This is a genomic window from Paenibacillus sp. MCAF9 (assembly GCF_052114265.1).
Lineage (GTDB): Bacteria > Bacillota > Bacilli > Paenibacillales > Paenibacillaceae > Pristimantibacillus.
This window is the reverse complement of the sequence record NZ_JBFREL010000004.1, coordinates 493,364-507,761: the sequence shown is the minus strand read 5'-3', so window position 1 is coordinate 507,761 and position 14,398 is coordinate 493,364. Positions and strand designations below refer to the sequence as shown.

Annotated in this window: 12 protein-coding genes; 5 read left to right on the top strand and 7 right to left on the bottom strand. The window is 45.6% G+C overall.

The genetic code is table 11. The features are described from left to right. Window positions 1-65 precede the first annotated feature (65 nt). The 3 genes from AB4Z45_RS10275 to AB4Z45_RS10265 are packed head-to-tail and all read left to right on the top strand — an operon-like array spanning window position 66 to window position 3,582. The gene (locus AB4Z45_RS10275; RefSeq protein WP_441909059.1) at window positions 66-1,397 is read left to right on the top strand and encodes a spore germination protein; all 1,332 of its coding nucleotides are present in this window, start codon (window positions 66-68) and stop codon (window positions 1,395-1,397) included. After that, entirely contained in the window at window positions 1,394-2,494 is a 1,101-nt protein-coding gene (locus AB4Z45_RS10270) for a GerAB/ArcD/ProY family transporter (protein ID WP_441909058.1), read from the top strand. Before AB4Z45_RS10275 ends, AB4Z45_RS10270 begins: the two co-directional genes overlap by 4 nt. Further along, the gene (locus tag AB4Z45_RS10265) at window positions 2,491-3,582 is read left to right on the top strand and encodes a Ger(x)C family spore germination protein (protein ID WP_441909056.1); all 1,092 of its coding nucleotides are present in this window, start codon (window positions 2,491-2,493) and stop codon (window positions 3,580-3,582) included. The genes AB4Z45_RS10270 and AB4Z45_RS10265 overlap by 4 nt, the downstream gene beginning before the upstream one ends. 73 nt (window positions 3,583-3,655) lie before the next feature. Here AB4Z45_RS10265 and fni read toward each other — a convergent pair whose 3' ends face one another. Continuing rightward, window positions 3,656-4,711, bottom strand: coding sequence for a type 2 isopentenyl-diphosphate Delta-isomerase (gene fni / locus AB4Z45_RS10260; RefSeq protein ID WP_339207812.1), 1,056 nt, complete (start codon window positions 4,709-4,711; stop codon window positions 3,656-3,658). A 492-nt stretch (window positions 4,712-5,203) separates the two neighbouring features. On the opposite strand from fni, the gene nagB reads away from it, so the two are divergent. Continuing rightward, on the top strand, window positions 5,204-5,929 hold the full coding sequence (nagB, locus tag AB4Z45_RS10255) for a glucosamine-6-phosphate deaminase (RefSeq protein ID WP_076267784.1): 726 nt from the start codon (window positions 5,204-5,206) through the stop codon (window positions 5,927-5,929). Continuing rightward, complete coding sequence (gene nagA, locus AB4Z45_RS10250; RefSeq protein ID WP_441909054.1) at window positions 5,930-7,126, top strand: N-acetylglucosamine-6-phosphate deacetylase; 1,197 nt, start codon at window positions 5,930-5,932, stop codon at window positions 7,124-7,126. Window positions 7,127-7,194: 68 nt separating this feature from the next. Here nagA and AB4Z45_RS10245 read toward each other — a convergent pair whose 3' ends face one another. From AB4Z45_RS10245 to icd, 6 genes are all read right to left on the bottom strand, one after another. Further along, window positions 7,195-7,977 (bottom strand): DeoR/GlpR family DNA-binding transcription regulator, encoded by a 783-nt coding sequence (locus AB4Z45_RS10245; RefSeq protein WP_441909106.1) that lies wholly within the window; start codon window positions 7,975-7,977, stop codon window positions 7,195-7,197. A gap of 2 nt (window positions 7,978-7,979) precedes the next feature. Next, a complete protein-coding gene (locus AB4Z45_RS10240) occupies window positions 7,980-8,936 on the bottom strand; it encodes a sugar kinase (RefSeq protein ID WP_441909053.1) in 957 nt (318 codons plus the stop codon). Window positions 8,937-8,985: 49 nt separating this feature from the next. Continuing rightward, window positions 8,986-9,408, bottom strand: coding sequence for a hypothetical protein (locus AB4Z45_RS10235; RefSeq protein ID WP_076267788.1), 423 nt, complete (start codon window positions 9,406-9,408; stop codon window positions 8,986-8,988). Between the two features lie 220 nt (window positions 9,409-9,628). After that, window positions 9,629-11,782 carry a DNA helicase RecQ gene (gene recQ, locus AB4Z45_RS10230; protein WP_441909052.1) on the bottom strand — a complete coding sequence of 718 codons (2,154 nt, stop codon included), beginning with the start codon at window positions 11,780-11,782 and terminating at the stop codon, window positions 9,629-9,631. 126 nt (window positions 11,783-11,908) lie between these two features. Beyond that, window positions 11,909-12,850, bottom strand: a complete 942-nt coding sequence (gene mdh, locus AB4Z45_RS10225) for a malate dehydrogenase (protein WP_076267790.1) — start codon at window positions 12,848-12,850, stop codon at window positions 11,909-11,911. Window positions 12,851-12,987: 137 nt separating this feature from the next. Beyond that, window positions 12,988-14,283, bottom strand: coding sequence for an NADP-dependent isocitrate dehydrogenase (icd, locus tag AB4Z45_RS10220; RefSeq protein ID WP_076267791.1), 1,296 nt, complete (start codon window positions 14,281-14,283; stop codon window positions 12,988-12,990). Window positions 14,284-14,398 lie beyond the last annotated feature (115 nt).

Genomic DNA, 14,398 nt, shown 5'->3' with positions numbered 1-14,398 from the left:
GTGCAAACTATGGAAGCTTATCCAGATCTTTTTGCAACTCAGCATCATTTGAAGGGGGAACCGGCATGAATGAACGTATTCGTTTATTATTTGCAGAAGCAGTCGACATCAAATTGGAAAATTTGAAAAATAGCGAAATGAGTATTGAAGTCGCCTATATCGAACCGTTATGCGAAGAGAAAAAAATAAGTGATTTCATTATCGTCCCTTTTATAAAAGAGGAATATTCGTTTCAAGCTCAGCTGGATACAAATCCCGATTATGAAATACTGGAAGATGTCGCTATGTGGCAAAGTCTTCTTCTGCGCGGCCATGTCCTGATTCAAGCAAATGGAGTCGTCTATTCATTCAAAGCTGAACGGGTCATCTGTATTGAGAATTCACAAACACAAGTGGAAAGTGCTATTCAGGGCCCTCAGATCGCATTAAGTGAAAATATAAATATATCACTCAATCTGATCCGCGGCATGTACCCTTCCCCCGATCTTTCGGTAGAAGAGCATACAATTGGAACATTGTCCCAAACACCCGTGTTCGCCTTATTTGATCAGAGACGTGTAGATCCTACCGTACTTGATAATGTACGTACAAAGTTAACAACGATTAACGTGGAAATGCTTCAATCCGCTGGTGAGCTTGAGAAGCTGTTAGTCGGCAATCGCAAGCATTTGTTTCCAACTATTCTTATTACAGAGCGTCCTGACCGCATTACCAGTGCGATTTCCAAAGGGAAAATAATCATTCTCGTAAAGGGAAACATGTTCGCTCTTATTTTGCCGTCAACTTTTTTTGATTTCATGCACGCAGTAGAGGATGATTACGACTCCTATTGGATGACTCGTTTTCTAATCTTCCTTCGTTACACATCAACTTTGCTCACAATCACTTTGCCTGCTCTCTATATTTCCGTTGTCTCCTATAATCCAGAGTTGTTTCGCGTGCAGCTTGCTTTCTCCATTGCAGGCAGCCGTTCTGCTGTTCCTTATCCATCGTTCATAGAAGTTTTTATTATGCTCTTTATGATCGAAACACTAATCGAGGCGAGCATTCGCTTGCCCAGGTACATCGGCTCCACGGCTACAACCGTTGGAGGACTTATTCTTGGACAAGCCGCTCAGCAAGCCGGTCTCGTAAGCAGCATTATGATTATCGTAACGTCAGTCGTAGCTATTTCGAATTTCGTTATTCCCGTCAATTCGCTGTCATTTGCTGTCCGTTTTTTAAAGTATCCGCTAATCGGAATCGCTATTTTCTTCGGCATCACTGGAGTAGCCGTTGGTTTGTTTATCTATATCACTTATTTATGCAGCCTAAGAAGCTTCGGCAAGCCATATATGCGTATTTTCGGAAAACTAAGGCCGTTAGAAGGCGATGTGGGGCAGGTGAAGATTGAATGAACCGTTATTTCTATTACAACTTTATACTCGTCAGTTTCATTAATCTATTGCTTTATGTTCCTCATATCCTTATTCAATATCGCTATACCGGAGCGGTATCTTCTATAGTGGTAGGTATAGTTATTGGCACGATACTCGTCTATATGTATACAAGCGCAATGGCTCGTTATCCCGGTAAGGGATTGCCTGAGATACTAAAGCTGCATTCCCCGCAGTGGCTGGTTACGATCTCTATGTTATTTTTTTCAATTATGTGGTGGTTTGCAACGACTATCGTTGTGGTTGCCTACGCCATTCTTATTAATCGTTTTTTCAATCCGGATGCGGATGCGAATGTTATTCTAGCCATGCTCGTCATTGCATGCGGTTATGCTGCCACACGTTCAACCCTCTCTGTCATGTTCATCATTGAAATCGGCATGATCGTCAATGCTCCAATCATTATCTTTATATTGTTTAAAGCCGTACGAAGCAATCAGCTTAATTGGGATGCGATTCATGTCGTAGCCAACTACATAACGGAAATGCCTACATTGACCTGCATTGCAGCCTCTACTTTCATTTTTACCGGTTATATCAATCTTTCATTGTTCAATCGGCTATTTCCGCCAAATTTCCGTTTTAAATTCCGCTTAATTTATCCGATAGCCGGCGCCGTTATATTATTGATTACATTTTTTGTACCCATTGGTTTTCATGGAACGGAAGGCGTAAACCAATACATTTACATCTGGAGCCAGACCGCTGATTCCCTGCTTATGCAATATGGTTTTATTGAACGTGTGTTGTTTCTTTTTCTAATCGTTTTTTTGAACCTGACTCTCGTTTATACGATGTCTGGCTGGCATCAAGCGATGGAGTTTGTGAAATCTTGTTTTCCCAGCTATAAACCGGAGTTTGATAGTCTCAAAACGCCGATGTCCAACTATGTCATCATCGGTATTTTTGCTTTGCTCTCCATCCTATATCTCATGCTGACAAACGAAAAGATGAACATGCTCATTACTACCTATTGGCTCATTGTCCGATTTTTCGTTGAGATATTAATCGTCGTTTGGGTGTTTGCGCTTAGCAAAAGGAGGTCTAAATCCATATGAGCATCACCCTTCGAGTCTTTTTGTTAATCCTCTCTCTTGGTTTGCTTGGCGGCTGCGGGTTCAAGGATATCGACAAACGATTCTTTGTGGTCGCTCTTGGCATAGATGCATCAGATAATGAGAAAAAACCTTATCGTCTTTCCCTGCTGCTTGCTGTTCCGTCTCCAAAAATCGAGCCTGGCGCATCGAAAACGCAGATCGAGACCATTGATACACAAACCGTCGCAGAAGGCATTCGAATGTTAAAATCCTACGTCGACAAGGAGCTGGATTTCGGACATTGCAAAGTGTTTCTCGTTGGTGAGAAGATCGCCCGTCAAGACTATACGGAGATATTGCAATGGATGTCGCGGAGAAGAGATATCCAAAGTGTCGCCGATATTGCTATCGGGAAACCGGATGCGGAATCACTGCTGAAAATAAAGCCTGTGTCAGAGCGTTACCCGGGCAACACGCTTTTTTTAAGCTTTGGAGCTGACGGAACCGAGTCTTCCTACACTTACGTAGAAACTTTATCAGACTTCGCAAGGCGTGCTTCCGAGGAAGGTCTCGATCCGCTGATGCCTGTTATTACAAAGGATGGTAAAAAGAGCTTCGTCATCAACCGAACAGCGCTGCTGGACAAAACAAAGGTCAAGCTTATATTGTCTCCAGCTGAATCGCAGCTTTATAATCAGCTCGCGGAAGATTTCACCAAATCTTCGATGCATGGCATGTTTGAAGGCTTGGATTTAGTCGTTGCGATTACGGATATGCACTCAAGCTTCCGACTCGGCAAGCAAAACGGCCAAGACACGATTACGCTGGATGTAAAGATCAAGGTCGTATTTGAGGAGGCGCCAAAAGGCATATATGAAGATCAGTGGCAGCCCATTGAGCAAAATTTAAATAAGGAATATGCAAAATCATGCCTTGCACTTCTCCAAAAAATCCAGAAAGCAAATGTAGACCCTATAGGTTTCGGACTGCGCTATCGGGCTACCCACCCTGGTAAGGAGGCTTGGCAGAAGTGGCAGTCCATCTACCCTAACGTTAAATTTATCGTAAATGCCAATATAAAAATTGAAGGTACAGGTATTATCAAATAGGGTTAGCACCGCAAACAAAAGAGGTGAGCCAGAAGCTTGTTGCTTCTGGCTCACCTCGAATGATATTTAACTATTATTTTAGGATCAATCGGTTTGTTTGACGCAGCTCATTAATCGTACCAACGCCAATACCAAACATCGCCGTACGCATTTCAAACTCAATGCGTTCGAATTGCTGCAGCAATTGCTCCTGCGAAATTTCCTTGCTGCTGCTAGCCGCTTGCGGCAGCAATACGCGTCCAAAGCCAGCAAGATTTGCGCCTAGCGCAATTGCTTTCGCAGCATCAACACCCGTACGCAAACCTCCGCTTGCAATAATATTAGCCTCGGGAAGCGCAGCGCGAATTTCTGTCACACTCTCAGCAGTCGGTATGCCCCAATCCGCGAATGCTTCAGCAGCTTGCCTTCTTAGATCATCGGTGGAGCGAAACTTCTCGACTTGGCTCCATGAAGTTCCACCCGCACCAGCAGCATCAATAAAGGAAACGCCTGCACCCACAAGCGCTGCTGCCGTTTCCGCATCAATGCCCCAGCCCACTTCTTTTACTCCAACCGGCACATTAAGCGACCTGCAAACCTGCTCAATCGAAACCAATAAATTGCGGAAATCGGTATCCCCTTCGGGTTGAAACACCTCTTGCATGCTGTTGAGATGCAGGACTAACGCATCCGCTTCAGCAATGTCTACAGCTCTGCGGCATGATTCTACACCAAAACCATAATTCAACTGAACCGCACCAATGTTAGCAATAACAGGTACGGTAGGCGCATCTTTCCGTATGGAGAACGAAGCTGCGAGCTGTTCGTTTTCTATTGCGGCGCGCATGGAGCCTAGCCCAATCGCCCAGCCCCTCGTTTCTGCCACAACCGCCAATCGACGATTAATAGCCCCTGCTTCATCCGTTCCTCCAGTCATGGAGCTAACGAGCAGTGGGGCTCCAAGCTTTTTGCCGAACCAATCTGTATTTAGGCTTACTTCAGCGAAGGAAAGCTCAGGCAGTGCATTATGCTTAAAACGGTACCGCCCCAAGCCCGTTTCAATGCCAACGCTGTTTACTTGCTCCTGCAAGCAAATACGTATATGTTCTCCTTTACGCTTTGCAGTTGCTGCTTGCTGATCTACTGACATGCTTGTTCCTCCCAAGCTTAAACGGCCAACGCCTTTTATAGCAGCGCCGCTCACGTTTCGCTTCTCTATCTTCTATTCCTGCGTTTACAACTTGTGAATTTCCTCATCAATAAGCTGAACATATATGTATCCATTAGGTCTGCTTGCACTTTACACTTCATAACTTTTTCAGCGTAGTAACTATGTACTAGTTTAGCACATTTTTTTGATTCACGCTCTCAACTCCACGACATTGACACATAAGCTGATCCATCCATTCTGATGCATGCGCTCTGGCGTCTAGAATAGTTCTTCTAATAAATGTGGCATTATAAAGAGACTAACCCCAATCCTAAAAATATGAGCCTGACCGATGAGTTAGAAGCGACGGCTAGTTCAGTAGACAAATGATTTTTACAATCATTTATTTGAATTTTACAATCATTTTATCTTGTTAAACCGTCGAAATTCATATAAAATATAACTAACAAAAGCCTTATAGGGGGACTAAACATGGAAATGATTATATTTGATACACAACAGGAATTAGATGCTTATGCTGCGGAATTATTTGTAGGTATCGTAAAAGAGAAACCAGATGCCGTACTAGGCCTTGCAACAGGATCGACACCCATCGGAATTTATGACAAAATAGTAGAACTGCATAAACAAAACAACGTTAGCTTTAAAGATGTGACAACGTTCAATTTGGATGAATATGTCGGAATCAAGCCTGATAACGACCAAAGCTACGCTTACTACATGAAGCAGCATCTATTCTCGCACATCGATATTCCCGAGAACCAAATCCATTTGCCAAATGGCATGGCTTCGGATGTTGAGCTGGAATCGAATGCTTACGATGCAATGCTAGAAGCAAGACCAGTAGATATTCAATTGCTTGGTCTAGGCCACAACGGTCATATTGGATTCAATGAGCCTGATGTTAATCTTTCTGGCGGCACTCACGTTGTTAAATTAAAAGAGGAAACGCGTGAAGCAAATGCTCGTTTCTTCGATTCTATGGATGAAGTACCTGAGTATGCAATTACGATGGGTGTTGGCTCTATTTTGAAAGCTAATACGATCGTGCTGGCTGTTCGTGGTGCTGACAAAGCAGAAATTGTAAAAGAAGCATTGACTGGTCCAATTACGACTAACGTACCGGCTTCATTGCTGCAAACTCATGCGCGCGTCATTGTTCTACTAGACCGCGAGGCGGGAAGGATGTTAAGTTAAATGACCCTAAACTCTGCAAACTGGTTCATCCACAACGTAAATATCGTGCTTGAAGATGGGATAGTTAACGGCAGTGTTTTTGTACAAGATGGGAAGATTGCAAAAATTGTTGCCCAAGATGATAACAAGGCAGCAAACGAGGCTTCAGATGCACAATTGTCTATCGACGGAAAGGGAGGCTGGCTGCTTCCTGGTTTTATTGATGTGCATGTTCACGGTGGATTTGGTGCAGATTTTATGGATGCCAGCCGTGAAAGCTTCGACACCATTACTAAATTCCATGCCTCACAAGGTACGACAGGCATGCTTGCTACAACGATGACTGCCCCTAAGGAAGCAATTGAAGACGTATTGCATGCCGTTGCAGATTACCGCAGCAGTGAAATGCCTTACGCAGCCTTGTATGGCGTACATTTGGAGGGCCCGTTCATAAGCGAGGCATGGCCAGGCGCTCAAAACCCAGCTTATATTAAAACACCTCAGCTGGAATGGATGAAGCAATGGCATGCCAAGTGGCCCGATCTTCTCCGTCAGCTTACACTGGCTCCTGAGAAAAGCGGTGCGATTGAGACCATCGCTTGGCTTGCTGAGCAAGGGATCGTCACAGCCTGCGGGCATACGGATGCTGTCTATGATGAAGTGATCTCTGCTGCTGATGCTGGCCTTACGCAGGCTGTTCATACCTATAATGCAATGCGTGGTCTGCATCACCGTGAGCCCGGAACGCTAGGAGCTGTATTGACCGATGACCGCATTGTGGCCGAGCTCATAGCCGATGGTATTCACGTCCATCCAGCTGCAATTCGATTGGTGCTCGCTGCTAAACCTTCAGATAAGGTTATACTGATCACAGATGCGATGGCAGCAGCAGGCATGCCCGAAGGCGAATATAGTCTCGGAGGCTTAGCCGTCATCGTAAAAAACGGCGAAGCAAGATTAAAAGATGGCAACGCCCTAGCAGGCAGCTGTTTAACGATGATTGGTGCCGTACGCTTTATCCATGAGCATACCAACCTATCGCTTTCTGAAATTAGTCGGTTGGCTAGCGGCAATGCAGCAAAACAGCTTGGCATCAACGACCGTACCGGTACAATTACGAGCGGCAAACAAGCTGATCTTGTATGGATTAACTCGCAAATGCAGGTTCAACAGACTTGGGCGCAAGGCCGTTCCATATACGAAGCTAAACAAGCGTAAAAAAAGCAAGAGGTTCCGTGCTCAAAGGTTAGATAACCTTTGAGCAGGGAACCTCTTTTTATTATTTGTTAATCTGTCACGTATACGGAAATACCGTGCAGCTTCATTTCAGCTGCAAGCTCTTCGGTGAGCGGAACATCCGTAATGACGCCTTTCAGCTCGGATAAGGATGCAATGGAAAATAACGAGGTGCGATCTGTCTTCGTATGATCGAATACGGCATATGCCGCTTGTGAACGCTTAATGAGTGCTTTAGCAATTTGCGCTTCTTGCTCGGAGTAGGTCGTGATGCCGCCAGCAGCAGATATACCATCAACACCGATAAACATCTTTCCGATATGCAAATGAGCGACCATCCCCTCGCCTAGAGGGCCGCACAGCTCAAAGCTGTTATGGCGCATAATGCCGCCGGTAACAACAACCTGAATATCGCTGCCTGCCAGCTCCATTGCGATATTAACCGCATTGGTCACTACCGTAATGCCCCGCCTCGATTTGATCATCTTTGCAATAAGGAAATTTGTTGTACCGCCAGAGAGACCAATCACATCGCCTTCCAAAATTAAAGAAGCAGCTAATTCCGCGATATGCTCTTTCTCCAGTATCGACAAACCTTCCTTCTCCGCAAAAGGCAAATCCCTTACTGAATTCATTCCATCGTACATCGCACCGCCAATTGTCCGAATAACCGGATAATCAGCTTCCATTTGCTCAAGATCTCTTCGAGCCGTCGCTTCAGAGCAGCCGAAGCGCTCAACCATTTCCAAAATCGTCACCCTGCCCTGCTGCTTCAAAAGCTGCAGAATAGCTTCACGGCGACGCTGACCCTTGTTACCGATCAATTCAGCCATTGTCAGCGCTCCACCCAAGCCTTGGCGGACATCCGCTGTTGGACGACACTCCATTCCGGCAAAGCTTCCCAGTCGCCACGCATTTGAACGACTAATGATCCATTAATACTTGCTAGGCGTACTGCTTCTACAGGGGATAAGCCCTTCATAATTCCTGCCAAGAAACCAGCGCAAAAGCCGTCACCTGCGCCTACAGTATCAACAACCTGCTCAGCCGGATAAAAAGGCAAGCTTTCTTCCTGCCCATTGTTTAGAACAATCGTCGTGTCGCCTCTGCCTTTAATGATCGACACCGCTTTTAATTGATTCAGCTGGCCTTTAATATGCTCATAATCGTCTGTTTCGTACAATAGCTTAAGCTCGTCCCATCCTGGCAAAAAGTAATCCGCATCTGCTGCAAGCGGCAGCAGTGCTGCACGAGCTTCTTCGATTGACCACAGCTTAAGCCGCAGGTTCGGGTCAAAGCTGACAAGCACCCCAGCTTCCTTCGCAATGTCGATAGCGCGGCGAACCGTCTTGCGGCAATCCTCGCTAAGCGCAGCTGTGATACCGGTTACATGAAGCAGTTTAGCACCGCGAATATAATTCTCGTCAAGATGCTCAGGCAGCATCCGACTAGCTGCCGAATGCTTTCTGAAATAATGAACGGCTGTTCTACCTGCTACATGCTCACGAAACATCATGCCCGTAGGAGCTTCCGAGCTAAGCTGCGCACGAGATACGTCTACACCCTCGCCCCGCAGCGTCTTCAAAATAATTTTGCCAAACGGATCGTCGCCGAGAGCGCCAAACCATCCAACAGAGGAGCCTAGACGTGCAAGTCCTATTGCGACATTGCTTTCCGCTCCGCCAAAGCTTTGTTCCAGCGTAGCGGCGCGTTCGATTGACTTATGCTCCTCTGGCATAAATAAAGCCATTGATTCGCCAAACGTAACAATTTGCGGCGATGATTCTAACACGTAAAAATCCCCCTATAGCGTTATATAATCGGCGTTATCCATTTTAGCTTTAGATCATCGGAAACTTCATGAAGTAGATAATAGCGATATATAGCACCAATACGATGATGCTCATCACGCGTGCTTTGTTAATGTGTGCAGTTGCGCTTTTGCCTTCTTGAATGGAAGCTACTACAAGCTTAAGCGGCTTGGAAATAATTCCGCCTAGTGCCGCAATTGCCAGGAACAGCAAAATAATAATGACCATCCATGCCACCTTGTAATCCGCTTGCGACATCAAATATCCACCTGTTAGCAGCTGCAAAACTAGAAAATATTGCGCAATTCGGTTTGCCGAACGCAGGCCGTCAGCTAATCCGCCTTGTCCAACTCCGGCAAGCTTAGTAGCTCTACCCAGCATGATTGGAAGAACGATATAGAAGCCCATACCTACTGCTCCAATCACGTGCAAAAATAACATTACTTTAAACATTTTAACTCCTCCTGTTTTGGTAAACGTAATCATCCATTCATTGATTCGCAATTGCCAAAATTAATTCTATAAATAGTTTATCAGAAACGAGATTTTTTTCAAATGACTATGCTCCTGAACCGAGGTTTTATACCCTTTTTTGTTGAATTAGCTCCGAAATCGTTCCCTAAATTTTCACACTTTAATTAGAAAGCTCATTTTAATCGATTTTCGGTTGGCTTTAAGCTTTAAAGCCGTATTTACTCATAACCCCATGAATTGCAAAATAAGTAACTTCCTCAGGCAAAGCATCCTTTATGGGACGCAGCTTATCGATTCCTTGCTCGCCAATCGCATGGACGATCAATTGCTCATATTCTGCTGGAATGATTCTGCTCCAATCGATTTCTTCACCTTCATCTGCACACCGTATGATATGTCCTTCAACGGTTACTTTCGTTAATCCGCGTTCCTTCGCTATTTCATCCGGTTCCAGCCCACTTTGAAATAACTCGAGCGTAGCATAGTGGCTTGGCTGCTCATCATTCGTTGCTGCCTTCTTGACGACTTTCGGCTCTCTAGCCGCAGTTGTTATCATTCCTTCGGCTTGACCTTCGCCTCCGAATGAATGAATAATCGAGAGCAGATCTTCTCCATACTTCTCCGCCTTCGCAGCACCAATCCCCTTCACGCTAAGCAATTGATTCTCGTTTTGCGGACGAGCCATTGCGATTTCTCGCAGCGTTGCATCAAAGAACAACATAAATGGAGGCACACCCTCTGTAGCTGCCTTTTCTTTGCGCCATTGCTTGAGCGCATCGAATAGAGGTGAAGCAGCTGCTGAATCGGAAGAGGCTGCTTGCCGAACCGTTGCTCTAACTCTTTGCATAATTGGTTCGCGGCCTTCCAGTACCGGCAGTGCGCTCGCAGTTAGCGAGACGACTGGATATTGCCCTTCACTAAGCTTTAAGTATCCTTCAGCCACGAGCCAATAAAGCCAGTCCGCTATTTCTTTCTCGGGCAAATGCCGCATTAAACCATAGGTAGTCAAACGATCGAGCCCAAATTCAAGCAGCCGTTTATCACGTGATCCCTTTAGTACCTTAGCTGCCATCGTAACACCGAAACGCCCTCTCATTCGACCTACGCAGGAGAGCGCCATCTTCGCTTCCTCCGTCCGGTTAACCGGCTCGCTCTTATCGAGACAGCTGCTGCATTTCCCGCATGCCACAACATCCGTCTCTCCGAAATAATCAACGATAAACTGCTGCAAACAACGCTGTGTTCGACTATAGTTCATCATGGTATGGAGCTTAGATAGCTGAATCGATTTACGATCTGAATCCCCAGTGCCCTGTTCGATCAGAAAGCGTTGCACCTGCATATCAGCCGGTTCAAACAAGAGAATGCATTCGCTCTCCTCTCCATCACGGCCGGCACGGCCTGCTTCTTGGTAATAGGATTCAATATCGCTAGTCATTTGCCAATGCAGCACATAACGTACGTTTGGTTTATCAATGCCCATTCCAAAAGCGTTCGTTGCAACCATTACACGAATTTCATCGAATCGAAACTTCTCTTGCGTGTCAGCGCGCTCAGCATCCGACAACCCACCGTGGTATTTGCCTGCTTGAATGCCTCTGCGTGTTAATTGCTCATATACATTCTCGACTTCTTTTCTAGTTGCTGCATAGATAATGCCTGATTGATCCTTACGCCCTGATATGAAGCTCTCAAGAAACTTTTTCTTATCCACGCCTGTAACGACGGATAGAGACAAATTTGGTCTCGCAAATCCCGTTACAAAAATGCTAGGTTCACGCAGCTTGAGCATTTCTGAAATATCAAGCGCTACCTCGTTTGTAGCTGTAGCCGTAAACGCCGCAACGAGCGGTCGTTCCTTCATTCGAGCAATCCAGCCTGCCAGCTGACGATAGCTTGGACGGAAGTCATGCCCCCACTGTGATACGCAGTGAGCCTCGTCTATCGCAATGAGCGGTATAGTGAGCGTCTCAGATAACGATTGAAACATCGGCGCATCAAGCCGTTCAGGCGCAACATACAGCAGCTTGTATTCTCCCATCATCGCGTTTCGCATCACATCTCGATATTCAGCTGCTCCTAGCGAGCTGTTAAGAAACGCTGCAGATACCCCGACTCGCCTCAGCGCATCAACCTGATCCTTCATGAGCGAGATGAGCGGCGAAATTACAAGAGACGTTCCCGGCAAAAGCATGGATGGAATTTGATAACAAATCGATTTTCCGCCGCCGGTCGGCAAAATTGCTAGTGTATCGCGTCCATTCATAATCCCCGATATAATGTCTTCCTGTCCTTTACGGAAAGAGTCATAGCCATATACCTGTTTTAAGGCTTGTCTTGCTTGTTCGATCAACCTGTACCCCTCCCATAGTAAACCTTTTCTTTTGTACCTTGAAAATAAACAAGAGGACCCTGGCAGCATTCTGTCAGGGTCCTCCCAAACGCATTCATTTATAAAAGCAGCAATTGAGCTTGCTTGCTAGCCTGTTACTACTTGGATAACGTTGCGTACGGATTGAGCAGATTTATCAAGCGCAGCCTTCTCTTCAGCAGTCAAATCAAGCTCAAGCACCTTTTCAATGCCGTCACCGCCAATGATTGTTGGCACACCCATGAACAAGTTATTATAACCGTATTCGCCTTCAAGCAAAGCGATAACTGGAATAATTCGTTTTTTGTCTTTAAGGATGGCTTCTGTCATTTGAACCAGCGAAGCTGCAGGCGCATAATAAGCGCTGCCGTTGCCGAGCAGGTTTACGATTTCGCCGCCGCCAACGCGAGCGCGTTGTACGATTGCTTCAATTCGTTCGGCTGATATAAGCTTCTCGATTGGGATGCCGCCAACATTTGAGTAGCGAACGAGTGGGACCATATCGTCCCCATGCCCGCCAAGCACAAAGCCGCGAACATCTTCAACGGATACGTTAAGCTCTTGCGCAATAAATGTGCAATAACGAGCTGTATCAAGGACACCTGATTGACCGATTACACGGTTTTTAGGGAATCCAAGCGTTTGGAATGCTGCATAAGTCATCGCATCCACCGGGTTGCTTAAAATAATAACATAAGCGTTAGGACTAGTTTCTTTAATGTTTTCGCAAACGGATCTTACGATTCCAGCGTTCGTGCTAACAAGGTCGTCACGGCTCATACCTGGTTTACGAGCAATACCTGCAGTGATGATCACAACATCAGAATCTTTTGTATCTTCGTAGTTGGCAGTACCGATAATGTTTGCATCTACTCCAAGCACCGGTGTCGCTTCAAGCATATCAAGTGCTTTACCTTTAGTTGGGTTTTCAAGCGGTGCGATATCAACAAGAACAACATCGCCTAGTTCTTTTTGAGCTAGCATAAGTGCAGTAGTAGCGCCAGTGAAGCCAGCTCCTACTACAGTAATTTTTTTACGCTTAATCGCCATCTGGTGTAAACCTCCTGTAACTTTAGTTAAAGGGGAGACCCCTCTGACCCCCTGTTTTCACTTGGACGCCATTCCCCGTGCGAAAAGAAATAGAATAAAAGATGAGGGGGGCATCTGCCCCCCTGCTTTTTATAAAACTACATGTTTTTGATGATTTCGTCTGCGAATGCGGAACATTTTACTTCTGTTGCGCCTTCCATCAAGCGAGCGAAGTCATAAGTTACTGTTTTGTTGTTGATCGAAGCTTCCATACCTTTATAGATAAGGTCAGCCGCTTCTTGCCAGCCTAGGTGCTCAAGAAGCATTACACCGGAAAGGATTACGGAACCTGGGTTAACTACGTCAAGGTCAGCATATTTCGGAGCTGTACCGTGAGTAGCTTCGAAGATTGCGTGTCCAGTCAAGTAGTTGATGTTCGCGCCCGGAGCAATACCGATACCGCCAACTTGTGCTGCAAGAGCATCGGACAAGTAGTCGCCGTTCAAGTTCAATGTAGCGATAACATCAAAGTCAGTCGGACGAGTAAGTACTTGTTGCAATGCGATATCCGCAATTGCGTCTTTAACGATTAGCTTGCCAGCTGCTTCTGCATCTTTTTGTGCTTTGTTAGCTGCGTCAGTGCCTTCTGCTTCTTTAATGCGGTCGTATTGCCCCCATGTGAAAGTCTCGTTAGCGAATTCTTCTTCAGCCACTTCGTAGCCCCAGTTTTTGAACGCGCCTTCTGTGTATTTCATGATGTTGCCTTTGTGTACAAGTGTAACTGATTTTTTGCTGTGTTTGATTGCGTACTCGATCGCTGCGCGAACAAGACGTTTCGAACCTTCTTTCGATACTGGCTTAATGCCGATACCGGAAGTTTCTGGGAAGCGGATTTTGTTAGCTCCCATTTCGTTTTGCAAGAACTCGATTACTTTCTTCACTTCTGCAGAACCTTCTTGGTACTCGATGCCCGCATAGATATCTTCTGTATTTTCACGGAAAATAACCATGTCAACAAGCTCAGGACGTTTTACTGGGGAAGGTACACCCGTGAAGTAACGAACAGGACGCAAGCAAGTGTAAAGATCAAGTTCTTGACGAAGCGCAACGTTCAATGAACGAATGCCGCCGCCGATAGGCGTAGTCAATGGTCCTTTAATTGCAACGATATATTCACGGATTGCTGTCAAAGTATCAGCAGGCAGCCACTCGCCGTATGTGTTGAAAGCTTTTTCGCCGGCAAATACTTCGTACCAAGCGATTTTTTTCTCGCCGTTATAAGCTTTTTCTACCGCTGCATCAAGTGCGCGTTTCGAAGCTTTCCAAATGTCGCGACCAGTGCCGTCGCCTTCGATAAAAGGAATAATTGGGTTGTTAGGTACTTGAAGAACACCGTTGTCAATTGTAATTTGTTCGCCTTCAGTTGGAAGCGCGAATTTTTCGAACTTAGCCATGAATAAAATCCTCCTTAGAATTGTACCTGCTTTATAGCAAGTATAGATGAAATATGATGTCTTTTTTTAAAGAACAGAGAGTGTAGAGCTTATCCGCTCTCTCTATTGTAACTTA